Origin of the sequence: Rhizobium sp. J15 (genome assembly GCF_002531825.1) — a bacterium.
Classification (GTDB): Bacteria; Pseudomonadota; Alphaproteobacteria; order Rhizobiales; family Rhizobiaceae; genus Rhizobium.
In genome coordinates this window covers 65,992-89,411 of the sequence record NZ_NWSX01000015.1, presented here as the reverse complement: position 1 = coordinate 89,411, position 23,420 = coordinate 65,992, and the positions used below count along the sequence as shown (strand labels likewise).

Here is a 23,420-nt window from a genome sequence, read left to right as displayed (position 1 = left end):
GGATGAGGGCGCGGCATCGCGCCTTCATCATTCGGCCGCGAGCGGCGGGGCCATGTCCCGCAACTCCGCCATCTCGGCATGGAAATCAGCCTGGTTCGGGCACTGGGAAAGCCGCGTGCGGAAGGCGTCGATCATCCAGCTGGCGGCAGGGCCGGGCGGATTGGCGAGCTGGCGCATCGAATAGATGGCGTATTCGCCCTGTTCATAGGCCTCCAGATCGAGATGGACGAGCGCGCCGCTACGCAGATCGTCATGAATGATGGAAGCCGGAAGACCGCCCCAGCCCAGCCCGGCCTTGATGAGCTGGTGCTTCGTGGCGATATCGCTGACACGCCACGTCTTGTAGGACAGAACATTGAAATCCCGCCCCTTCGTCCGTCCCGACGCATCGGTGACGACGAGTTGCACTTCCTCGCGCACATCGCCAAGCGTCAGCGGGCGGTCGATCGCGGCAAGCGGATGATTACGCGCGGCAACGGGCAGCATGAAGGAATGACCGATCCGTTCCGTAACGATCGAATCCTCCTGCTTGAGGACAGCACCACCGATGCCGATCGTCGCCTTACCGCTCAGAACGAGCTCCATGACCATTCCGAGTTCGCCGACATTGAGGTTCAACGAAACGGACGGGAATTTTTCGCGGAATTCGTGGAGCACGTCGACCACGGCCCGCGACGGCACCATGACGCTGATGGCGACGGAAACTTCCGCTTCGAGCCCTTCCCGCAGGCTCTTCACGCGCGCCCGCATGACCTGCAGGTCGCCAAGTATGCGGCGCGCATCCTCCAGCATCGCCTTGCCCGCCTCCGTGAGCTTCGGCTGGCGCGCGCCGGAGCGCTCGAAAAGCGGCATTTCAAGCTGGGCCTCCAAATTGGCGATCGTATAGCTCACGACCGATTGCGCGCGGTTCAGCACGCGCGAGGCGGCCGAAAAGCTGCCGGTCTCGGCGACCGTCAAAAACACCTGCAACTGATCCAGAGTCGGGTTCGGAAGCATTTCCCATCCATTCCATCGATAGTTTCGATCGACATTATCACCGTTTTTTCGATAGCAGACCAGACATATTTTCCTCATCGACACAGCGGCTCACCCTCCCTGCAACGGGCCGTCCACTTCAATTCGAAAGGAAATGCACCATGTCGTCCATCCTTCTTCTGACGTCCAGCCCGCGTGCCGATTCGCTCTCGACCCCGATCGCCGTCGACCTCGCCGAAAAGCTGAAGAACCAGAAGCCGGGCAGCGTTGTCGTTCGCCGTGACCTCGCCGCCAATCCGCTGCCGCATATCGACGATCTCTTCACCGGCGCGATCCGCAAGCCGGCCGAAGCCCGCACCGCCGAGGAAACCGCTGCCGTTCAGACCTCTGACGAACTCGTCAACGAACTGCTGGCCGCCGACACGATCGTCATCAGCACCGGCCTCATCAACTTCAGCATCTACTCGTCGCTGAAGACCTGGATCGACAATGTCGCCCGCGCCGGCCTGACCTTCAAGTACACCGAAAGCGGCCCGGTCGGCCTCGTCACCGGCAAGAAGGTCTATGTCGTGCTTGCTTCGGGCGGCGTCTATTCGCAGGGTCCGGCTGCTCCCCTGAACCATGCCGTGCCCTATCTGAAGTCGGTTTTCGGCTTCCTCGGCATCACCGATATCGAAACCATCTATGTCGAAGGCCTGGCCTTCGGTCCGGAAGCCGCGGAAAAGGCCATCGGCGCCGCCAAGTCGCGCGTCGAGGAAATCGCTCTCGCCGCCTGATCGGCTCCTGCCATCGCATCGAACGGTCGGCATTTGCCGGCCGTTCGTCATTTGTCGATACCGGCGACAAACTCCCGGATGGTCGCCAGGATTTCGGCCGAAAGGCCTTCATCCGAAGAAATCCTGGCAAGGCCGACGCCGCCTGCCATCATCGCAAAAGCCAAGATCGCCTTTCGCCGCCTTTCCCTTTCATTCGCCCCCGCAGCCTTGCTGGCCAAAGCCTCGAAATTTCGTTCCAGCCGCTCGGTCGCAATGCCGCGTGCCTTCTCGCCGCTGCGCGCTATATCGGACGTCAGCGCCGCAAAGGGGCAGCCCTCGCCGGGATTGTCGCGGTGATAGGCGCTGACATAGCGATCGGCGATATCGGCAGCCGTCATTTTCGCCGGATCGACACCTTCGGCCTCCAGCTTGCGCCCCCATGAATCGAAGGCGGACTGGATCGCCTCGGCAACGAGATCGTCACGGGAGGCGAAGTGCTTATAGAAGCCGCCGACGGTCAGTCCGGCCTCCTTCATCAGATCGGCGACGCCGATGCCTTCGAGCCCCTCCTCGCGCAGCCGTTTCGACGCGGTCTCGACGATCTTTTCGTGCGTCTTCTGTTTTTCAAGCTGCGAGCGACCCATCGCAATTCTCCGATATTGCCTCTTGACTCATATGGATTACACTCATAATCCTTATAGATAACGATCATAATCCAGATCGTTGCCATTTCCAAGAGGAGCATGAATCATGCGTCTAAGAAACAAGGTTGCGCTCATCACCGGCGGCAACAGCGGTATCGGTCTTGCGACAGCGAAAGTCTTCATCGACGAGGGCGCCAGGGTGGTGATCACTGGCCGCAACCCGGAAACGCTTGCGGCCGCCGAAAAGGCGCTTGGGGCCGGCGTGCTGGCGCTGAAGGTCGATGTCACCGATGCCGCTGCCACCGAAAAGGCTTTTGCGGAAGCCGCCGCGAAGGTCGGCAAATTCGACATCGTCTTCGCCAATGCCGGGATCGGCGGCGCGACACCGCTCGGTGACACATCGCCGGAGCAGTTCAACCGGATCGTCAGCACCAATCTGACGGCAGTCTTCTTTACCGTGCAAGCGGCCCTGCCGCATCTCAATGACGGAGCTTCCATCATCCTCAACGGCTCGGTGCATGCCGTGCTCGGCGCTCCCGGCTGGTCGGCCTATGCGGCGACCAAGGCCGCGGTTCGGGCAATGACCCGCAATATGGCCTCCGAACTCGCGCCGCGCGGCATCCGCGTCAATCAGGTGACACCAGGCGGCACGAAGACGCCGATCTGGTCGCCGATGGCGCAGACCGAAGACGCGATGTCGGCGCTCGAGGCCCGCCTCGGCGGCCTGAGCCCGCTTGGCCGCATGAGCGAAGCTGACGAGATTGCCAAGGCGGCGCTCTATCTCGCCTCGGATGACGCGTCCAATGTCACCGGTATCGAGATCACGGTCGATGGCGGCATGACGAGCGCGCCTTCGGGCGCCAAGATCTTCCGCGCCGCATAAACCAGCGAAGGCCGGGCAAGTCGAATTTGCCCGGCCCTCGGTCAGCCATTCCTTGTGCGGCAGACAACACGAAAGACGACGATTGCCACATTGACAACGGCAAGCAGCAGCAGGACGTGGAGCATGGCCTGGATGCCGGAGGAAACGATCAGGTTGCCGGCGATCAGCGGAAAGCCGAAGACGCCGATGAAATAGGACAGGGAGAACAAAAGAAGCGATTGCGGCATGAGGCCTGTGGGTGCCTCATTTGCGGCGAGCCCGTTGATGACGGAATAGGTCAGCCCATATCCCACGCCCAGCATCGCCGCGGCTCCGAGATAGACCAGCTGACTTGATGTCACCAGCAGGAACAGCAGGATGGATGCCAGCGTAAGGCTTGTGAGCACGAGAAGCGAATAGAATGGATCCTTCTTGACCACATATCCCGCCGCGAACAGCCGGCTCAGGATGGCGGCAGACATGAAACCGATGAAGAACAGCGAATAATCGAAGCCGTACGCCTTAGCGTAGCTGGTCTGAAAGCTGGACAATCCGCCGAAGATCGCGCCGCCGACGCCGACCATGGCGATGGAATAGATCGCCCGCGAACCGATCACCTGACGGGCTGTGGCAAAGGAGATCTTGTTGACATGCGGCAGGATCTTGCCGGCAGCGGTCAGCCTGACATGCAGCAGGAAATAAAGCGCGCCGCCGGCGAGACTGGCCAAGAACGCAAAAGCAAAGGCCGTCTCGATCGGCAGGGACCAGCCGGTGACAATGCGGCCGATGATCGGTCCGGCGCCGATGCCCGACATCATCGATCCCGAAAGCAGGGCGAAGAACCTGATCCGGTGCTCCGATTCGGTGATGGCGGCGACCAGGATGGGTCCGAGCGCATAAAACGTGCCCCAACCGATGCCGAGGACGAAGCCGACCGTCATCAAGCTTAGCCCGGCTGCGGAAACCGTGGCGAATCCCAGCCCCGATGCAGCCAGAAACAGCCCGGAAATCGCGACCGCCCGCGCCGAGCCGATGGCATCGGCGATGTGGCCGGAGAAGATGACGATAATGACGGTGCTGACGGTCGCGGCCGAGATGATCAGGCCGGCGAGCGCTTCGTTGCCGCCGCGTTGGCCCACCAGCATGGGGATCAGAAAGGTGACGCCATAGGTGATCGAAAGAAGAAATCCTCCGACACACAAGACGGCAAATTCGCCGCCATCAACCTTCGTTCGTGCAACCGTATCGCTCATGTCTCCACCCCTCGCATGCGAAATGTCGAGCCAATGGAGATCATGTTTGCATTACGCCAACAAGCCGTTTTTATCGTTCTTATAAGCTATTGAAAATAAACGGTACTAGCACGAAGTGTTTCGGTTCACGCAACATCACGAACACCGGCGGCCGATCGGCTGCGCTGATCGGGTCAACCGAGCTTCACCACGCCGGAACGGCCGACGACGCAGTTGCGGCCGCTCTTCTTGGCTGCGTAGAGCCGCCCGTCGGCTGCCGAGAGCACGGTGGTGAAGCTGGCGCCGTCCTCGTCGGCCGTCGCTACGCCGATACTGACCGTCACCGGTTTCTCATCCGGTGTCTTGACGCTGGTCGCGATCATCCAGCGCAGGCGCTCGGCGAGCAACAGCCCTTCCTCATGGTCCGTGCCGGGGCAGACGGCGACGAATTCCTCGCCGCCGAAGCGGAAGATGCGGTCGCTGGAGCGCAGTGTCGTACCGAGCCGCACGGCGATCGACTTCAACACCTCGTCGCCCTGAAGATGGCCGTAGCCGTCATTGACATCCTTGAAGTGATCGGCGTCGATGATGAGGACGGTGGCAAACAGCCCCTGCCTCAATGCCTCATGCACCATCAGCGGCGCTTCCAGCTCCATGCGGGTGCGATCATAGACGCCGGTGAGCATATCGCGGCCGGTGCGTTCCAGCAGATCGTTGTAGCGCTCGCGGAAGGTCAGGTCGCCGAACACGTCGCTGATGGAGCGAGCGGAGGCATCGGCGGCAACGCGGCGGATATGATATTCGTAGATCGCAAACATCGCCGCATAGAGGCAGACCGCAAGCATCTTGGCTTTCCAGCCGCCCCAGAAGACGGCAATCGGCACGTCCAGGAAATAATGCAGCGCGGCGAAGAAGCCGATCTGGTCGAAGGTCAGCAGCGCAAAGCCCGAGATCATGAAACGCAGGACGACGCGCCGGCGGAAAAAATCGCCGAGCTTTTCGTAGAGCAGGATGATGCCGAGCGAGTCAATATAGAGCAGCGCCGTTCCCCAGACCATCAGCCAGCCCATCTCCTTGAGGAAATCGACATCGGGCGCATGCCCGGCCGACAGCTGCAGCGGCTGATGCAGCTGCAGAACCCAGGCGATGCCGACGGTCAAGAGGTTGCCGAGGAACAGGCCGTAGATCGGCTGGCGCACCGTCGCGGCATCCTCCCTGAGGTAGAGCATCAGGATCATCATCAGCTTGCCGGAGAAGAAGATGGATGAGCCGGGCGACACGTCTCCGAACGGCAGCGAGACGTAGAAGACCGCCGCCAGATAGGTTTCCATGAAATGCATGACGCCGAGAGCCGTCAGGAAGACTCCGAGGCCGAGCCGGTGGCGGAAATGCAGAAGCGTCACCATCAGCACGAAATAGGCGACCGCTTCGACGACGAAGAGAGCGAGGTTGAACATCGCCATCACGACACCCCGGCTTCCGGTCGATGACCGCGTCTCCCTGCCGGCGCGGCAATCGCGGCGGCGGATCCTGTGGTCGATCGTCCGAAAAAGTGAAACACGAGGGCAGCCCTGCATATCCTGCGGGCGATATCTTTCACCGCAATCCTTTAAGATTGCGTGTGCAAGATTACGCGGTTCGGATGAGCACTCGGCTCAGAGGATTGAAAAGCAAAGAAGTTTCCAGTCCAGCGGCCGATCCTCATCGGAGCCCCGATATCAGACCTGGCGAACCTTCTCGCCGTCGCCAAAAAGCGACGAACCGTGCTGATCGATGATCTGCTGCGCCTTGCGCACTGTGCATTCGATCGCATCGTCGGACGAGGAAAACAGATCGGCGCGGATGAAATTGCGCACGAACACCTCGTCGCCGACCTTCTTTTCGATGCGCCCGGCGAGGCGATACTGGCTGCCTTCCTTGCGCGGTTCGGCATAGATCGTGCAATCGGCATAGAGCTGCGGCTCGCCGGAAGGTCCTGCCGCCTGCGCCGCCGGTTTGCCGCCGCCGGAGAACATCGAAATGATATTTGAAATGAACGAAGCCATGTTCCGCCTTTAGCACGACGGCATCGTTTCCGCCAAGTCAAATGATCAGGTTGGCGAGGATCTCGTTGTCGGTGATATCCTCGTAACCCATGCCGGCTGCTTCGAAATTTGCGATCAGCCGGGCGAAATTGTCGGGCGCCTTGGTTTCGATGCCGATCAGGATCGAGCCGAAATTGCGCGCCGATTTCTTCAGATATTCGAAGCGCGCGATATCGTCGTCCGGACCGAGCAGATTGAGGAAATCCCGAAGCGCGCCGGGGCGCTGGGCGAGCCGCAGGATGAAGTATTTCTTCAGCCCCGCGTAACGCATGGCCCTTTCCTTTACGTCAGGCAGGCGCTCGAAATCGAAATTGCCGCCGGAGACGACGGCGACAATGGTCTTGCCGCGGAGCGCTTGACCATCCATCGCGGCGATCGCCGTCAGCGACAGGGCGCCGGCCGGCTCCAGCACGACGCCCTCGACGTTCAGCATCTCCTGAATGGTGACGCAGATGGCGTTCTCCGGCATCAGCCGCACCTGTTCGGTCGGAAAATCGCGCAGGGCGGCAAAGTTCAGATCGCCGATGCGGGCGACGGCAGCGCCATCGACGAAATTGTCGACCTTGGCAAGCGTCGTCACCTCACCCGCCTCAATGCTGCGTTTCAGGCTCGGCGCGCCGGCGGGCTCGGCGAAGACGAATGCCGATTTCGGCACGGTGCCGCCGAGATAACCTGTGATGCCTGCGGCAAGCCCACCGCCGCCGACCGGCAGGACAACCATGTCGGGCACGGTTCCCTCCGGCAGCTGCTGCATAATTTCGGCTGCGACCGTCGCTTGGCCTTCGATGATATCGACGTGGTCGAAGGGCGGCACCATGACGCCGCCGACCGCTTCCACGTGCTCGCGCGCCGCCTGGTAGCACTGGTCGAAAAAGTCGCCGATCAGCCGGATGGTGATGAATTCGGCGCCGAACATGCGGGTTTTGTCGATCTTCTGCTGCGGCGTCGTTACCGGCATGAAGACGACGCCCGGCACGCCGAAATGGCGGCAGACATAAGCGAAACCCTGGGCGTGGTTGCCGGCCGAGGCGCAGACGAAGGTCTTGCCGGCAGCCCCCTGCCCGATCGCCTTGCGGAAGAAATTGAAAGCGCCGCGGATCTTATAGGAGCGCACGGGCGACAGATCCTCGCGCTTCAGCCAGATATCGGCGCCGTAGCGGGCCGAGAGATGATCGTTGAGCTGCAGCGGCGTTGCCGGAAAAAGGCTGCGCATTGCCTGTTCGGCGCTTTCGACATCAGGTCTCGTCACGGGCGTGGTCCATTCTCAGATTTATCCACTGCCGCTATCGCACGAGCCGACCGGAAAATGAAAGCCCGTTTTGGCGGCTCCCGGTTCGCTCACGAGCCGGCTCCATATTGCGCCGTCAGAAGGCTTTCTTAAGCCAATCGCCAAATCGGCGGCACATGGACTGATTTTAACTGTCAATGAAAGCGGCGGCCATTATTATAGCGCGCATGACGATATTCAGATTCGCAAAGCCGCTGGCCTGGCTGCTGCTCGCTTTCATCCTCGTCGTGACAGTTTCACCGATCGGGCTGAGGCCGGAGACCGTCACGACGGTCAATACCGACCGCGCAAGCGCCTATGTGCTGCTCGGCCTGGCCTTTGCGCTCGCCTATCCGAAACAATGGAAGACCGTTGCCGTGCTGGTGATCACAGGCGCGGTCGCCATCGAATATCTGCAATATCTCGTGCCGACCCGTCATGCGCGCCTGCACGACGCCGGCATCAAGGCCATGGGCGCGGCGATCGGGCTTGTGGCCGGCTGGGTGATCAACAGATGGCGCGACGCGAGGTCGCCAAGCGCGCTTCCACTGGCCGAACGGTGATATTGTCGGGAACAGGCCGCACATCATCCCAAAATCCATTCGGGACGATGTGCTGATTCAAAATCGATAGAGCGTCCTTAGCGCGTCCTCTCGGGACGCGCTAAGGACGCTCTAGAAACCGCGCAATTGAACCGCCCAGAAAAACAGCAGTATCGCGGCCATCGCAGTTCCTAGAACAAGCGCGGCACTGGTTTTGAAGATCCGGATGCGCCGGGCCCTAGTCCCATTCCAATCGTAAACCATCGTCTTACTCCCACAAGACAACACTTACTCAACCGTCGCGGCGCAATGCTTGCACCGAAAATGCGTTTGTCAAGCGACAACTCACCTTTATGCACAATATATGTGCATATTCAATAGCAGGATATTCAAACCGGAGTATGAAGGTGGTGCGGGCGACGGGGATCGAACCCGTATAGCCAAGGCCGAGGGATTTTAAGTCCCTTGCGTCTACCAGTTTCGCCACGCCCGCTTGCATTCCAGATCAACGACTTATGCGGATTCGTCAAGAGGATGTTTTACAGCTTTTCCGTCGCGTTTTGCAAATCTGGTTCTAAAGATGTTCCGTGCTATTGTGAAGGAGGAAGGTGAATGGAGAGCAGGGTGGAGCGAATCGCCAAGGTGATCGACCCGGAAGGCTTCGAGCGCTATGAAGACGCCTACAGACGCAAGGATGGCTTTGAGCAGGTGCAGCGCATAGGCAGACTGGTGGCGGCTCGGGAGAAAGCCAAGGAAGTTATCGAGGCCATACGCGATCCAAGCCTCCACATGATGGAGGCGATGTTCGAGGCCATGTTCGAAGAGCGCTATGATGGAGGGGCCGCACCAATGATGGGCGCAGGATGGGAAGCCGCGATCGACGCAGCTATCAAAGAGCGTGAGGAGGGGGAATGAGCGAGGAGCTTTGGTGCCAAAAGGCTGACCGCGAAGCTGCTGAAAAGGTTGCCGCGCTTCTGCAAAAACCTATGCCATCGCGCGATGATATGCGGGATATCGAGGAATTCGACCCTTGGGATATCTTCCCGATCTACGGCTCTTACGATTCCGCTTTTGACGAAATGGCTATTGAGGTTCTTGAGGAGTTGAAGGCTCATAGCAAGAAGCGGGACGACTTAGCTGCGGAGATGTTCCGGGAGATGTTGTGCAAGATGAATCTATGCGATTATGGCACCAGCCCTCGGGTGTGCTTCCCAACGTCAAATTTCGAGCCGCTACTGCCAGCTTTCATCGAAAAGTGGAAGGCATATTCGAAAATGCAGTGGGGCGACTGATGTTTTCCCGCTTCCTCCCCCACACCATCATAGCCGCATGTATTCTTGTATTTACACTGGGGTATGAGGGGTGGAAGGCGGTTATGGGGTGGCTTGCCGGGTGACGCCGTAGATCTGCCGCTCAAGGCGGTCCTGACGCTCTCTCATGTCAAGGAAATTGATTCACTCACATAGCCGTCAATGATATAACGACGAACGCGCCGAAGGCTGGCAGGCCAACGACGCGCTCTAACCACAAACGTTCAGGAAAACGTCAATGGCTGAAATCCGTGTATGCGCAGTCGATGGCTGCAGCAAGCCCCACAAAGCAAAAGGTTATTGCCGCCTCCATTACGAGAGGATGCGCTTTAGCGGCCACCCCCTAGCGTTGAGAAGGACTGAGAACGGAGAGCTTATTCGCTTCATCCATGAAGAGGCATTGAATTTTAAAGGGCCTGGATGTCTTATTTGGCCTTTTGGCCGTGATAGCAATGGATACCCTCAAGTGAGGGTCGATAACAAGCAAGAACGAGCGCATCGCTATATCTGTAAGCTAGTAAATGGCGAACCGCCCACTCCAGAACACGAGGCCGCCCACTCTTGCGGTGATGGTCATCTAGGGTGCGTAACGCCTGAGCATCTCGGCTGGAAGACGCATGTTTTCAACGAAGCAGACAAACGGGTACATGGCACTATAGCCAGAGGTGAGAGGCACGGAAGGGTTAAACTGACCGAAGAGAATGTTAGGGAAATATTCAGCCTCAAGGGCAAGGTGCCTCTCGGGGAGATGGCTAAGCGCTACGGGGTGTCAAAGACTGCCATTTGCGAAATCCACATAGGCCGTAAATGGGGGTGGTTGAATTTTCCTAGCCAGGAGGCTTAGAGATAAGCAATTGCCGCTCCATTCTGTCCTGTCTTTCTCTGAGGTCGAGCATGAAGTCGCGGGCATTATAGGTATTTGATTGGGCCTGCTTGAGTTCATCAATCTGCTTTTGAAGCGCGGCCTTCTGCTGGTCATCAGACGTCCAGACGCGCTCAAGCTCTTGCCTGGGAACCTGGGAGGAGCGTAGGTCGGCAATGGCATCATCTGTCCGCTTTCTGTCTTCGGCGCCCCTGGCGGTTCTCCATTCCATCTCTTTTTGAGTGACCATTTTTTCGAGGATGACAGCCACGGCGCTTTTGAGGTCAGTTGTTGCCGAGTTGATTGGCCAGTATGCCAGGCCGCCGAGCATGGCACAGAAGGTCAGGACGACGCCCATGGCCTGCCATTGGGGCTTGTTTCTTTCGGCAATCGTGGCCGATAATGCGGCGACAGAATTGCGCATCTCCGCGGCGACGGCGCCCATTGCAGATTCCATCTGCTTGAAGCCGGCGCGCATCTCAGCTTCGAGGTCGGTCTGCCGACGCCCGAGGTTCGTTACACGCTCGCCGAGCTGGGCTGTTATGGCGTCCGTATAAACACGGTGCGCATCGTTTCCGTTCGTCATCTCATCCGCCATCAGTTTGTATCGCCCCATGCCCTGCCATTAAATGAAAAGAAACCAACGGCTGGGAAGATTGCTCCAGCCCCTCGATTCCCGATGAATCGTGAGTGGTTAGAAAGGCAGAACTGTTGGAAGCAGTTCTGCCTTTCGCATTTGTGTTTTTACGCTGTTGAGGGTACAAATAGCGAACCCGCCGAGCGTTCGAGCGCTGCGACGGGTCCTAACCAAGCCAACCTGTCAGGAGGTCGAAATGGCTAATTCTCGTGTATGCTTGATTCCAGATTGCGGCAAGCCACTACTGGCGAAGAACTGCTGTTCCGCGCATTACTGGCGCTTGCGTGTTCACGGAGATCCGCTTGGTGGTGGACCACCACGGGGCGATATTATTCCATGGGTTCATGATGTAGCTATGCACTACACCGGCACCGACTGCTTGATTTGGCCGTTCGGGATGGACTTGCATGGCTACGGGGTTGTCTACCCCGATGGCAATAGAACTGGCGCCCATCGCTACATCTGCGAACTCGCTCACGGCGCTCCTCCGACACCCAAGCATGAAGCGGCTCACTCCTGCGGGAATGGCAAGAATGGTTGCGTGAACCGTAACCACCTGTCATGGAAGACACGCGTAGAGAACCAAGCTGACAGGCTGGTGCACGGCACACACAATCGTGGCAGGCGCCAAGGCGGGGCAAAGCTAACCGAGGACGATGTGCTTGAGATCATTGCCCTGAAGGGCATAGAGATGCAACGCGATCTAGCAAAGAGGTTTGGTGTGGCGCGCACGACCATTGCCAGCATACAACAAGGACGAAATTGGGCTTGGGTTCAAGCCACTTGAGGAAGGATTGGGTGGTTCTGGTCCCGAGCCAGCAGCTTCGTTCGAAGCGTGGAATAATCAACGGCCTGAACGCCTACCGCTCCGTCGATCGCCATGGACGCGATAACCCCGGCCGCCTCGCCCTTGAGGCCGCCGGTCGGCTCAAGACGACCCATATACCAGCAAAGGATGGTGCAGGAAGAAGCCCAAGGCACGATGACATTGGTTTTAGCCGCCGCATCGGGAACGATCTCCTCCAGCGGGACGGGGGCGATCTTGTCAGCACCTGCCACGAGGCTGCCGGGAACTGAACCTTGGGTATACAGCAGACCACCGGAAGCGACTTTCCACGGCGGATGCTTGTCACAGTCATAGGAGGTGACGGCAACCGTCTTGTCAGAGCGGAGAGCCGAGCCATCCGTCTTGCAATAATCCTGAGCCGTCGAGACGTAGCCGGTGTTTTTCAGGCGCCAGATCGGATCGCGCTGATATGGCCGGTTCGGCCAATAGAGCAAGCCGCCGGGGCCGGGATCAAGGAAGGTTGCGGCATCCAGACCGAGCGACTGGAACTGCGTCACCAGCGTGCCCGGGATTCGAGCGTCCCCAGAATTGGCATGCCACCAGAACCACCCAAGCTCATAGTCGCGAATATCGTCGATGACGGCAAGCTGAGCGGCGCGGTTTGCCGCGGTAGCATATCGGTAGCCGCTGCCGGGAAGGTCCGTGGAAAGGCCCCCAGATCCGTTGTTCACGTCCATCTTATCGGTCGTGCCTCCAACCGCAAACTGCAGGATGGTCTGCGTGTTCGCCGGGTTGCCGATCGTGACGCTCGGGTTGAGCACATACGCACGCGCCGCCGTCTCGTACCGCAAGGCGTTGTAGTTCCTGTGCGGGTCCATCGTCGTGACGGATACCTTGCGCGCTGGGTCCGTCGTCATGGCGAGGCGGTAGTTCATGGATTCGATGGATGGATCAACCCCATCGACGGTCAGGCCGGGAAGCGGCATTTCACCTTGAATATCCGGCAGCAAGCCCGATGCCTGAACGCCTTCCGTGATGTAGGGGCTGATATCCGAGCCGTATGGCTTGCTGAGCGCGCTGGAGCCCTTGTAGCCGTTGTTGGCCTCAGAGCCCGACCCTGCCGCCTCACTGCCGGTAAACGTCGGAATCCCACTCGATTTATGGATGTATTCGCCGTCATAGTCAGCGGCAATGAACTGCCGAGCCGTGAAGGTTCGCCCATCATTGGTCTTCAGCGCGGTATCTGTGGTGCCGACTGAGGTGATTGACTGGATGCCGGTCGAGAAATAGACCGGGATATCCTGTCCGAGGATGAGCGTGCCATTCGTGCGCGTCGGGTCGAGCATGCGCCGGACGCCCTGCACGAATTGCCAGCTTTCGATGGAATTTCCCGTTTGGGTATTGGTATCGGCCCGGTTGATGATGACGCTGTTGGCCCACGATGTCAGATCGCGGTATAGGCCTTTCAAGGCCGTGAAGGCATAGCAATCAACGTAGGCGAGACCAGAGGCAGGCATGCCGCCGATATCCCAATCGGTCTTTGCCAGGTCATCGAGGACGAGAGCGACCGTCTTTCCTTCCTGCTTGGCAGCATATGCGGCGCAGACCGCCGTCCAGCTCGCACCATAGACGATGATATCGTAATCGGCCGTTGTTGGGGCATAGCCGGCGGCATAGGTATCCACCATCCCGAACCGGATCTTGTAATAATAGTCCAGAAGTGCGGCGCTGACTTCCCGGCACTGTGCATCGGTCAGCGTCACCTTGAAGATGGCGAAGAGGCCGCAGTCATGGATTGACACGGCCCCGCCGTTGATGCCTCCCAGATGAAGCGTGGGATTGGTGGCTGGAGCGACATAGGTAGGCGCTGGGGCATCACGTGTAATGCCGAAGGTATCAAGGCTGTTCGGACGAATGCTGTACATGCCTTGACCAGGCGTGACGTTCGTCAATGCAGACACGAAGTTTGCGGCCTGCAAACGCGCGTTGAACCTGTTGGACGCATCGCGGATGTTCGCTGCGATCCCATCGCCGCCAGCGGTTTGGGCACCGAAGTCGCCAGAGCTGCCCCCGGTTGCGGTGCGGGAATAGTAGAAGATCGTGAATTGGCCCTGCGTGAATGTCTGCAGCCCAATGCCGGTATTGTATTTCGTGGTCGACGACCAGCCACTCCACCGGTCATTGGCCGTATAGGTCGGCGTTCCCGCACCTGTCAGCGTGAGGTCGTTCGTGCCCGGGTGGAACTTGTTGGTGCGGCTGTTGATCTCTGTCGGGGTGTCCGGCGAATACAGAGCGAGAGCGTCCGTCATGCTGACGCCAGCACCTTTGACGCGGACGATGAGTCGATCAAAGGCGAGCTTCTGACGCCGCGTCATGGTGATGCCCTGCGCCGCCCTCGCGGTTTCCAGTGTCAGCGTTTCAGCCTGGAACGTGAAATCCGGCAATGCGCCGCCACCACTCCCGCCACGCTGGTTATTGATGCCGATGGATAATCCAAGCATGAGGCTCATGAGCAATTACTCCCAGCAGCCCTGCGAGGCGCCGAAACGGTTGTGGGATGAGACTTGGTTCGCGAACGGCCGGTCGTTCTTCAGGATGAAGACGGAGGTCTCAAGGTTCGGATGAAGCTTCTCGAACCCGGCGCATGCAATCGGCTTTGTCGTTGTCTGGCAGGCCGAAATCATTGCACAGAGCGGCAGCATCAAGAGAAGAGACTTGACCATTGATCTTTCCTTTTTCGGCGAATCGCTTCACGGCTGTTTCGAGAGCGGCCGTCGCGGCGATCTGCTTTCCTTCTGAGCGGCCGAGCCACAGCACCGGATAGAAGGCGATAGCCGCACCGAGGAGCGCGGCGATCGGGAGTTTGATGAAATCCGGGATGATCTTGAGGAAGGCGAGCATCAGTTCTTCACCCTATCCCAGACATAAAGGCCGATACCGACTAGGCACGCCACTGCCAGAACGCCAGCAAGAACATAGGCGAGCGGGCCGGTCTGCGGCACGTAGGCCAATGCACCCGATGAAACGACGGCGCTTGCTGTCGCCGCGACCTTGCCGTTGATGAGAGGAGCGCGCACCTTATCCACTGGAGAGCCGGCGGACTGCACGTAGGAGCCCTTCGCCCATAGGCCAGCTTCGGCCGAGCGTCGGTTGACAAGCCCTTGCATGCGTTTGCCCTTCGACTTCACCCACTTCATCAATTCGGCCGGTACGGCGTCATAGTCACCGGCATTCAGCTTCTTGAGCAGCGTCGAACTGTTGAACTGCGTCGGGCCGATATTGTGCACAAAGGCCGTCATGGCCCCGAACTGGTTATCGTTGAGAGGAACCTTTACGGCGCGCTCGACGATATCGCAGGCCTTGCCAACGTCGCGATCGAACAAGTCTTCCGCCTGTGCCTGCGATATCGTCATCCCCGGGCGAACATCTGGGCCGGTATGGCCATATCCGATTGTCAAGGTGCCGTTGATCTTGTCGCCTGCCTTGATGCGGCGTCGGTTCGACGGAGGGTCGAAATCGTCATAGGCGAAAAGGATGCATGCTTCCCACTGCTTGATAAGCTGTTCGCTTGCCTCGTTGAGCTTACGAGTCATCGGGTAGTCTCCAGATTGTGGATTGGTCAGAAAGTGTTCAGCGACGGGTAAGACGACACGTCCGAAACCGTGCTGGGGAAACTGCTGGCAGCGTTGCCGCCGCCTCGGTTATATCGGCTTGCGCCAGAGATCCTCACCATGCCGATAGAGCCAGCAATCCCGGTGGATGCGTTGCCGCTCACCGTGTTCGTCTCGCTATCGACAAGCTCATGAGCATAGTCGCAGATCGCTGAGGAGGTGTTCCCGGTCATGACGGATGCCGCCATGTGCCCGAACGAATAGGCGATGCGGGCGGCCAAGACATCGTTGTTGATCACGCGCGACCTCTGGCCGAAGGTCAGTTCTACCCCGACATTGCTATAGTGCGACGTGCCAGGCATTCTAATGCGGCAGCCCGAGACTTCGGCGCCTTGAAACTGGTTGTTTGATCCGTTGAGCCCGCCTTTCAGACAGATCCCCGGCTCTCCGGCGTACCCGATCGCGTGGTTGATCTCGCATCTGGTGATCTTTGGCCCATACCGAACTGAACCATCCGGCGCCCTTGAAGTGCAAAGCCAGATGATGGCCGAATAGCCGACATTCGAGAATGAGCACTCATCGACAACGAGCTTTCCGTCATCGAAAGCAATGCCCCATCCAGCAACATTGCGGATTGTTGCTCCTCTGATATCGAGGGAGTGTTGGGCCTCGCCTGCGATACCGACCGTCTGAACATTGTTGACGCCCCGGTTGCCGTCAAATACGCCCCCACGGATGGTTAGCTTTGGCGCGGTCATGGCCAGGATTGGGCCGGCAGTCGTAGCTGATCGCAGGAGTTGGGTATTCCTGTCTAACGTCCATATCTGGTCGTTGAATAAATTCGTGAAGCCATCGACTTCCAGAATCCCGGCTGGGAAGACAACTTCTCCACCTTCGCCTGCGCATTCGATCGCCTCATTGACATTTTCCATGCAAAGGCTTCTGATTGTAACAGGCATTCAGCACCTAACGGAGAGGTTGATGGTTCCGAGCATTTGGGAAAAGCAGGGCGTGCAACGGGTGAAAGCCGATCTTGCCGGCGGCAAGTATGGCCCTCGGCGTCGGGTGGATGTTGAGAAATGGCTGCGAAAGAAGGAAATGGCGCAGCAGGTATTCAATTTCCCGGTAGGAGTTGCCACCGGCCTTGCTGCGGCCCTTGGGCTATTCCTGTTGCTCCACTGAAATCAGCCTTCGCGGCCTCGGGTATCAACCCACCCCAAAGTGAAGATGTTCAGGGTTTCCGTAGCGCCGCCGACGCTCTGGCGGCTTCTGATCTGAGCGGAGGCGTTGGTAAACCAACGTCCGCTCACCCATTCCTGACCAGCGCCGCCAGCCCCAAGGCCTACAGTGATGTAGGGAGACGAAACCGCTTGGTCTGGCGACGTGAGTTCGCTGATATAGGCGCTTTCGCCAGACGCGCCGGACGTGGCAACCTGCACTGACAATAGTGCTTCCAGCACACGCCCGGTCGGGATGCTCAGCGTTCGCGTCACGGCAGAAATGCCAGCGCTTGTCGCGTTGACATCTCGCACCGGGAGCTTGCGCTTGAAAATATCGCCTACCTGCGTAAAAGCGACGATGGCGCCGGACTCCCTGAGAATGCTGCCGAGGATACGTTTCCTGTCGTAATTCGCCGGCATGGTAGGTGCTGTAGCGGAAAGCGAGAACAGCGCATCAACAACGCCCGTATCCGAGCGCTGGATCTCGAAGACATTATACGTGCCGTTGGCGACGGAACCGGTATCGAGGCCGCCTTGGTTCGTGCCGACAGACCAGCCAGCGTCGAGACGCTTCGTCAAAGCGGACCCGAGCGTCATCAGGTACGGCGTTGCCCCGTCACTTGCTGCCGATCCAGCCGCAATGTCGATATCGTTGGTGGCGTCGGCGACGTTGTTGGAGAGCGTGAGGCCGTAGATTTGGCCTGGAACCGCGGGGGCATATCGGTTGACGACAATGGCATGGAATGCCGTCCCGCTGCAGATGACATAGGCCGCCTGGCCGCTCACCAAGGACAGGAACGATGCTCCGTTGATCAGTTCCGCGCCATCGGGATCGATCCTGACATTCGCGTCGGCAATGATGGTGTGGTGCCAATTCGTCGCGAGTGTCGCAGCCGGATCGATGGTCACAGTCGCTGCGGCTGTATAGCGATGCACCGCGTTATTGTCCGCTGCGACGGCCGTATAATCGGCGCTCTTCTCGACATAAACGACCTTCTTGTCGAGCTCAAGGTTCGTACGCGCGCCAGCAATGGTGTTGGCGTTCGTGCCCCCAGACGTGATGGGCATTGGGTCATTGAGGAGCTGATAAATATCGTCTGTGACGGTGTTGTATTTAGACGAGGAGATTGACGTGCCAGAGGGGCCGCCGCGCGTGTTTGCCGGCTGCGATGCGACACCTGAACCGTTACGGGGCATGAGAGCTCCTATTCCATGGAGGGCCGAGCCGTGCTATGAAATAGCCGGCGGCTTATGAGAGGTATTTAATGAAGTGGAAAGTCTTCCAGGCGGTCGTCGCCTTCGGATTTGTAATCGCCAACATTCACTACAATTGGGGCGTCGATGGCATGGCCATATCCGTCATTGGCGGGATGGTTGCGTGGTACCTGACTGGCCTTCTAGGCGCCTTCTTTGATCGAGTAGTGCTTGGACAAGAGCTGACTTCGCGGGGCCAGCTAGACGGTTTCCGCGAAGCTGCGCTTGAATCAAAGCGTCAACGACTTCCTCGCGACCAGTGAGCATCTCTGCAAGCCTGGAGTTCCTGGCTTCAGAGCGGGCGCCGGTAACGCCAGACAGCAGCTTTTCGCCAAGCTTGACAGCAGCCCCGCGGGCCGCACCAAGGACGCCACCCGCCCCGTAATATTCGGGTATCGTCATGCGGGAATCCGCGCCGCCGTATGCCTTTTGATATTGGAGGCGGTTGGCCGTCAGGCTGTTCCCAATGGCAAAGTTCCGGGTATCCGCAAAAGACTTTTCGTTGCCGAGGACGCGCAGAAGCTGTTCAGCCTTAGACGGACCAAAAATGGATTCCAGCTTCGCGCGGTTCCAGTCCCCCTCGCCTCTAATGAGGCGGTCCATAGCCGCAATATCGTTTTTGTTGGTACCGACGATGCGGTCGATCTCAGCGCGAGCGCCCTGCGAAATGCGAAAAGGAACGGCTGAAGGGCCTACTGCTGTACCCTGCGGAATTGCACCTTCCGTCAATCGGTCCGCAAGCTCATCCGGCCTCGGCGCTGTACGCCCGCTGTCAAGAGCTCGCTGGCCTTCTCCCAACGCTTCCCCTTGGCGAGCGAGCTCGGCGTATTGAGCGTCAACATCCTTGATGCCGGGGGCCGCTTGGGCAAGGAGGTCATCGACCTCTTGGCGAGCCATCGTCAATTGCCGGATGACCTGCGGGTTCTGCTCACCTTTCAAAATGCCGTCTATTGCTTGGCGCGTGGCGAATATCGCCTGCGGGTTCGGGTCAAGGACATTCGTGCCGGGAATATCAAGGTACCCACGGACACGCTGAATAGCCTGCTGCTCAGGCCCTCGCGTATTGGCGATAGCCGCCTCAAGGCGATTTGCCAAAACTTCAGAATTGACGGCCCGAGCGTTCGCCATGACCGGACCATATTCGCGGGCAACTGTCCTCTGGGATGCACCAATTCCTTCCTCGATTCGAGAAGGGGTCACATTCGGGCCAAGATCGTCGATCGCCTGACCAAGACGCGCGTTAGCCCCGGCATTTCGCTCATTGAGCGCCGTTCGGATCGTCTGGTTGTTTGGGCCGGGAATATTGGCCAGCGCTCCAGTCTGCCCTTGGAAATTCGGCCCTAAATCAGCAACCATCCCTTCCGCGCCAAGTTCCTGAAGGCGCGCACGCATTGCATCCGGCGAAAAATTGTCGGACTTCGCGGCCTTGGCGATTTCCGCAAGCGCCGCTTCATCGGCTGAGGGGATTATAGAGCGAAGGCCGGCTGGGATCATTCCGCCAGCGAGAGCCCCTGCAAAACGTGCATACGGCTCCAGAGAAGGAGCGTATTTTTCGGCAAGCTGCCCCGCGCCCTCGCTCGCAACGCCTGGGACAACTCCGAGCTTGACGGCATTCCCGGCAACGCTACCTGATCCACCAAGAGCTACCGCGCCAGGAATGAATGAAGCCGCTGTCTGGCTGTATTCTCCCGCCGTCGTCTCGGGCTTATACTCGGTCGCGCCATCGGTAAGATAGGAGAGGCCTTTGCGCATCTCCTCCCCGCTCAACAGGTTCGGCGGCGGCTTCGGAACTCCAGTGATCGCGCTGAAACTGTTGTCAAACGCGTTCGAAATCGTACCAGGGAGGCCGATTAGATCAACTGCGCCCTGTACGAGACCAGAACCAGCAGACTTGAGCATGTCCATGCCTGTCGACTGCCGGGGGCTGGCTCCGGCTTCGGCGCGCTTCCTGCGAGCCTGCGCCAGTGCCAACGCCTGCTGCTGCTCGATCGTCATTTCTGCCATAGGCGCCTCTGCTCGGGCGTGAGGAATTTCCAATCTTCGGCGTCGACTCCATCAGGAGCCGGCGGGATATCGCCAGAGGGTATAGCTGCCGATTTCCAAGGCTCATATGTCCCGAAATCCGGTATAACATCGGCGGGATTGAATTTATTACGCTCAACGATCCCGGAATATTGCGTCGTGTCTTGCTTGAAGGCCTGATCATAGCCATTCACACGTCCGAAGGCTTCCGTCATGATCGCCTGTCGGGTCTCGGGCGTCAGGGCTGCGCCGCCGTTCAGCGAGGCGATGGCGCCTTGCAGCCAGTCCGGAAGAGAGGCCGTGTTCTTGACCATCACCATCTCGCCCTCGCGAACTACCGATGTCGGGTCCATGATCTTGCCAAGGCCGTAGACAAGATTGAGGTCGGATGCCTTGCTGTTCCGGCCGGCCGTCTCCGCCATTGAGCGGTATATCGGCAGCGCCTGGGATAGGTTCTTGTAGGAGGGGAGCTGCTGGATTTCCTTACGAAGGCTGGAAACGTCGTTGAAATCGACCGCCTGACCGGGCGCCGGCTGGTAAATGACTTCCCTCGTGTTCGGGTCGAGCACCGTTTCCTTCGCGCCGATTTTCATCAGATCGCGTGGCGGCTCGTAGACGACTTTCCCGTCATTGCCGATAAGGCGCCCACCAACTTCGGTCGGCTTGTTGCGCTCAAAATCGAACTTTTCGCGGTTGAGGTCGATGTTCGCCTGGTCTGCCGGCGAGATTTTCGGATTCCGCAGGTTTTCGAGCTCGATCGCGCCCTTCTGCAAGCCTTGCTGATAGGCGGGGTCGCTCTGTTTGAGTTGCATCTCATATTGAGCGTTCCGGCGGTCCATCTCCTGCTGAAGGATAGACTGCGCAACGGCACGCTGCCCTGGTGACAAGAACGGATTGTTGAGCGCCTTCGTCACAGCCCCGAGGTCCATGGCGGGCTGCTGCGAGCTCATAGCCTGCGCCACCTGTGCTGCTGAGGCTTGCGCGCCAACCGGCGGAGGGCTCGCGACTGTCGTAGGAGACGGCAATGGAGGCGCTGGCGGCTGCGGTCCCTGCATCTGCGCTTGTGCGGCCGGCGCCGGGATGGCGGGGGGCTGCATTCCGGCTGCAGGATCAAGGCTCGCTACTTGCTGACCGTTTGAACCGATAGCATTGGAAAACTTCTTGGTGTAGTCAGCAACGCTGGTGCCGAGCGAGTCTTTTCGATCGAGCTTTCCAACGCCGCCAGGGCCGGCAAACCACGCTTGCGCAGCGCCTTCGGGGCCAAACTGTGAGACATAGCTGCCAAATTTCTTATCGAAAATGGCATCCTGAAGCTTAGGGTCTGCAAGAAACTCTTCAGGCGTGACTGTTCGGCCAAGTGCTTCCTGAGACCACGGACCTATATTCGACTCCATGACCTGATAGCGACCGAGCGCGCGCCCCATCTTCGGATGCGTCGGGCCAACAGCGGAATAATCGCCGCTTCCCGCGCTCTCGATACCGGCGATGGCGTCACGATAGGCCGGGTTCCCCGGCGTGACCTCGCTGGCGGCGCCTGTCATCGGGATGGGCGACGGCGTGGACGAGCCCCCTCCGAGGAGGTTGGCGATCGGTGCGAATGCATCATCTGCCGACTTCCTGCCGGCTGCCTCGCCCTTTTCAACGCCGTTCATCATGGCGCGGTAGACGATGGCGTTGCCGATGGCATTCAGCCCCTCGCCCACGTTCTTCGGCGTCGAGGAGCGGCCAAGCATCGCCGCGGCAATGTCGCGCTTGCGCTTCAGGCTTTCGGGAGTTTCGCCGGTCTCGCCGCCAAAGATGAATTGAGAAACAGCCATTCTTTTCCTAACCCCTCACGTGCCGCCAATTCCGGCCATCGGCTATCGCAATAATAGTTGCAGCCGATACGCCGTAATCTCCCGCTATTTTAGTCTTTGGAATCCCTAGGGCTAAAACTCGTTTTATTTCTCGAACGTCACGTTCATTGAGCTTTGATGTATGCACATTCTCGCCGCGAAGCAGCGTACCGTGCATGATTTTGTCGGCATTGTTTTCTTTTGATGTCGCCCACCGCAGATGGTTTGGGTTGCAGCAAGCTCTGTTGCCGCATGAGTGCGCAGCCTCAAACTTAGAGGATGGTCGTTCTCCATGTTTGGAGGTGCAGGCTATGGTGTGGACAGTAACCATTTTCCCGCCGGATTTAATCATACCGTATCCAGCGCCACCACGACCAAACGGCCACTCAATACATGCTGATATGTCAAGTTTAAGTGCAGTCTCAAGCCATGCCTTCGGCTCGCCATTCCTAGCGTGCCCAGACAGCGGATCACCGTATTTGATGAGCCGTTTGTGATGGGCGCAGCAGAGAGAGCGAGCTCCCTTTGCTGAGTAATGAGCGTTTCCCTTGCACGCATCAACGGAACATGCTTTGAAAGCTTTAGCCATCGTGACCTCCTGTAAGGTTGGGCTGGTTAGGGCCGACGCGGTGTTTCCAGCACCAAATCGGCCCGTTTATTATGCGGCCTTTTGATCCCCAAGGCCAAACAATTTTCCATAATTCACGTGCTTTACGCCGCCAATTTCAACAACAGCGTCAGGCATTTTCTTCTCGGCTTCCTGGGCCATGACGCCGATGCTCTTCGGAGCGTCTGGCGCCTCGTCCTTGTAGCGGTACTCGTAGATCTTATGGCCCTTGAGCTCGCCAACCGGCTCGATATCCTTCTTGACGCGCTTGTCGGACGCATAAATGCCGGCCGCGCCAAGGCCGAAGAGACCGCCGAGAATGTTCTGCGACTGTGCCATCTTCGAGTTGTAGATGTTCATTTTCTGATTGAAGTTCTCGTTGATCAGCCCGCCAACATCCGTCGTCGGGATCGTCGGCATATTCGCACCCATGAAGTTGGGCTGCGTCACCTGGCCCCCAGACAGGAGCGCCGTGATTTCATTGATTGGCTGGTTTCGCTCTGCCTGGGCTTCGGAGAATGCCTGCTGATGGCCGCCGAGGATTAGCTGATTATACGCATCGTTCCGCGACTGGTCTTGCTGGTTGATCGCCTTGTAATAGGCATCGGAGCCTTCCTTGATGCCCTTGTTCGCGAGCGTGGCCTGTAGGCGCTCGTCTTGGTCTGCAAGGAGAGGATCAAGGCGCTTGCGTCCGAGCTCCAACAGACGCGATTCCGTCGCCTCGTTCGAACCGTCGAAGGGCTTCGAAAGATAGTCCTGCAGGAACTGCGTCTGGTTGTTGCCAAGCGTGGCGAGGCCTAGAGAGGCTTGGTCCTGCTGATCCTTGATGGCCTGCTGCGCCGGGGAGAGTGTCGTGGTGCGCGTGAAGGTTGGGACTTCATATGTCTTGCCGGTGTAGGGGTCGAACCACGACT

23 protein-coding genes and 1 tRNA gene are annotated in these 23,420 nt (G+C 58.9%); 7 read left to right on the top strand and 17 right to left on the bottom strand.

What is annotated here, in order from left to right; translation table 11 throughout:
• Positions 1-27: 27 nt before the first annotated feature.
• Positions 28-996: a LysR family transcriptional regulator gene (locus CO670_RS15645; RefSeq protein ID WP_097591073.1), complete on the bottom strand. Its 969-nt coding sequence runs from the start codon at positions 994-996 to the stop codon at positions 28-30.
• A 140-nt stretch (positions 997-1,136) separates the two neighbouring features.
• Here CO670_RS15645 and CO670_RS15640 point away from each other — a divergent pair, with 140 nt between their 5' ends.
• Positions 1,137-1,751, top strand: a complete 615-nt coding sequence (locus CO670_RS15640) for an FMN-dependent NADH-azoreductase (protein ID WP_097591072.1) — start codon at positions 1,137-1,139, stop codon at positions 1,749-1,751.
• A gap of 47 nt (positions 1,752-1,798) precedes the next feature.
• Here the strand turns inward: CO670_RS15640 and CO670_RS15635 are convergent, their stop codons facing one another.
• Complete coding sequence (locus CO670_RS15635; protein WP_097591071.1) at positions 1,799-2,374, bottom strand: TetR/AcrR family transcriptional regulator; 576 nt, start codon at positions 2,372-2,374, stop codon at positions 1,799-1,801.
• Between the two features lie 106 nt (positions 2,375-2,480).
• Here CO670_RS15635 and CO670_RS15630 point away from each other — a divergent pair, with 106 nt between their 5' ends.
• Positions 2,481-3,257 (top strand): glucose 1-dehydrogenase, encoded by a 777-nt coding sequence (locus tag CO670_RS15630; protein WP_097591070.1) that lies wholly within the window; start codon positions 2,481-2,483, stop codon positions 3,255-3,257.
• 41 nt (positions 3,258-3,298) lie between these two features.
• Here the strand turns inward: CO670_RS15630 and CO670_RS15625 are convergent, their stop codons facing one another.
• The 4 genes from CO670_RS15625 to ilvA all read right to left on the bottom strand — a co-directional run bounded on the left by CO670_RS15625 (position 3,299) and on the right by ilvA (position 7,801).
• Complete coding sequence (locus CO670_RS15625; protein ID WP_097591069.1) at positions 3,299-4,489, bottom strand: MFS transporter; 1,191 nt, start codon at positions 4,487-4,489, stop codon at positions 3,299-3,301.
• Between the two features lie 173 nt (positions 4,490-4,662).
• Positions 4,663-5,934 carry a GGDEF domain-containing protein gene (locus tag CO670_RS15620; protein WP_176538947.1) on the bottom strand — a complete coding sequence of 424 codons (1,272 nt, stop codon included), beginning with the start codon at positions 5,932-5,934 and terminating at the stop codon, positions 4,663-4,665.
• A 252-nt stretch (positions 5,935-6,186) separates the two neighbouring features.
• Complete coding sequence (locus CO670_RS15615; protein ID WP_097591067.1) at positions 6,187-6,513, bottom strand: HlyU family transcriptional regulator; 327 nt, start codon at positions 6,511-6,513, stop codon at positions 6,187-6,189.
• 37 nt (positions 6,514-6,550) lie between these two features.
• Positions 6,551-7,801, bottom strand: a complete 1,251-nt coding sequence (ilvA, locus tag CO670_RS15610) for a threonine ammonia-lyase (protein ID WP_097591066.1) — start codon at positions 7,799-7,801, stop codon at positions 6,551-6,553.
• A 206-nt stretch (positions 7,802-8,007) separates the two neighbouring features.
• On the opposite strand from ilvA, the gene CO670_RS15605 reads away from it, so the two are divergent.
• The gene (locus CO670_RS15605) at positions 8,008-8,382 is read left to right on the top strand and encodes a VanZ family protein (protein ID WP_097591065.1); all 375 of its coding nucleotides are present in this window, start codon (positions 8,008-8,010) and stop codon (positions 8,380-8,382) included.
• Between the two features lie 387 nt (positions 8,383-8,769).
• Here CO670_RS15605 and CO670_RS15600 read toward each other — a convergent pair.
• Positions 8,770-8,854, bottom strand: a tRNA-Leu gene (locus tag CO670_RS15600).
• A gap of 119 nt (positions 8,855-8,973) precedes the next feature.
• On the opposite strand from CO670_RS15600, the gene CO670_RS15595 reads away from it, so the two are divergent.
• The gene (locus CO670_RS15595; RefSeq protein ID WP_097591064.1) at positions 8,974-9,276 is read left to right on the top strand and encodes a hypothetical protein; all 303 of its coding nucleotides are present in this window, start codon (positions 8,974-8,976) and stop codon (positions 9,274-9,276) included.
• Complete coding sequence (locus tag CO670_RS15590) at positions 9,273-9,653, top strand: hypothetical protein (RefSeq protein WP_097591063.1); 381 nt, start codon at positions 9,273-9,275, stop codon at positions 9,651-9,653. Before CO670_RS15595 ends, CO670_RS15590 begins: the two co-directional genes overlap by 4 nt.
• 845 nt (positions 9,654-10,498) lie before the next feature.
• On the opposite strand, the gene CO670_RS15585 is transcribed toward CO670_RS15590, so the two are convergent.
• Positions 10,499-11,131, bottom strand: a complete 633-nt coding sequence (locus CO670_RS15585) for a hypothetical protein (protein WP_245425841.1) — start codon at positions 11,129-11,131, stop codon at positions 10,499-10,501.
• Positions 11,132-11,366: 235 nt separating this feature from the next.
• Here CO670_RS15585 and CO670_RS15580 point away from each other — a divergent pair, with 235 nt between their 5' ends.
• Positions 11,367-11,957, top strand: a complete 591-nt coding sequence (locus CO670_RS15580; protein WP_141502311.1) for a hypothetical protein — start codon at positions 11,367-11,369, stop codon at positions 11,955-11,957.
• On the opposite strand, the gene CO670_RS15575 is transcribed toward CO670_RS15580, so the two are convergent.
• From CO670_RS15575 to CO670_RS15560, 4 genes are all read right to left on the bottom strand, one after another.
• Positions 11,945-14,467: an FAD-dependent oxidoreductase gene (locus CO670_RS15575; protein ID WP_097591061.1), complete on the bottom strand. Its 2,523-nt coding sequence runs from the start codon at positions 14,465-14,467 to the stop codon at positions 11,945-11,947. The two genes, CO670_RS15580 and CO670_RS15575, sit on opposite strands and share 13 nt — an antisense overlap.
• A gap of 100 nt (positions 14,468-14,567) precedes the next feature.
• Complete coding sequence (locus tag CO670_RS32970) at positions 14,568-14,858, bottom strand: hypothetical protein (protein ID WP_176538946.1); 291 nt, start codon at positions 14,856-14,858, stop codon at positions 14,568-14,570.
• On the bottom strand, positions 14,858-15,550 hold the full coding sequence (locus CO670_RS15565; protein ID WP_097591059.1) for a lysozyme: 693 nt from the start codon (positions 15,548-15,550) through the stop codon (positions 14,858-14,860). Before CO670_RS15565 ends, CO670_RS32970 begins: the two co-directional genes overlap by 1 nt.
• A gap of 26 nt (positions 15,551-15,576) precedes the next feature.
• Positions 15,577-16,500: a hypothetical protein gene (locus tag CO670_RS15560; protein WP_097591058.1), complete on the bottom strand. Its 924-nt coding sequence runs from the start codon at positions 16,498-16,500 to the stop codon at positions 15,577-15,579.
• Between the two features lie 49 nt (positions 16,501-16,549).
• Here CO670_RS15560 and CO670_RS15555 point away from each other — a divergent pair, with 49 nt between their 5' ends.
• Positions 16,550-16,750, top strand: coding sequence for a hypothetical protein (locus CO670_RS15555; RefSeq protein ID WP_097591057.1), 201 nt, complete (start codon positions 16,550-16,552; stop codon positions 16,748-16,750).
• 2 nt (positions 16,751-16,752) lie between these two features.
• On the opposite strand, the gene CO670_RS15550 is transcribed toward CO670_RS15555, so the two are convergent.
• The 5 genes from CO670_RS15550 to CO670_RS33245 form a co-directional block, all read right to left on the bottom strand.
• Positions 16,753-17,985, bottom strand: coding sequence for a hypothetical protein (locus CO670_RS15550; protein WP_141502309.1), 1,233 nt, complete (start codon positions 17,983-17,985; stop codon positions 16,753-16,755).
• 162 nt (positions 17,986-18,147) lie between these two features.
• Positions 18,148-20,046, bottom strand: coding sequence for a hypothetical protein (locus tag CO670_RS15545; protein WP_141502307.1), 1,899 nt, complete (start codon positions 20,044-20,046; stop codon positions 18,148-18,150).
• A complete protein-coding gene (locus CO670_RS32965; protein WP_176538945.1) occupies positions 20,034-21,881 on the bottom strand; it encodes a hypothetical protein in 1,848 nt (615 codons plus the stop codon). Before CO670_RS32965 ends, CO670_RS15545 begins: the two co-directional genes overlap by 13 nt.
• A 7-nt stretch (positions 21,882-21,888) precedes the next feature.
• Positions 21,889-22,488: an HNH endonuclease gene (locus CO670_RS15535; protein ID WP_097591054.1), complete on the bottom strand. Its 600-nt coding sequence runs from the start codon at positions 22,486-22,488 to the stop codon at positions 21,889-21,891.
• Between the two features lie 69 nt (positions 22,489-22,557).
• A complete protein-coding gene (locus CO670_RS33245) occupies positions 22,558-23,208 on the bottom strand; it encodes a tail fiber domain-containing protein (protein WP_210202686.1) in 651 nt (216 codons plus the stop codon).
• Between the last annotated feature and the right edge of the window lie 212 nt (positions 23,209-23,420).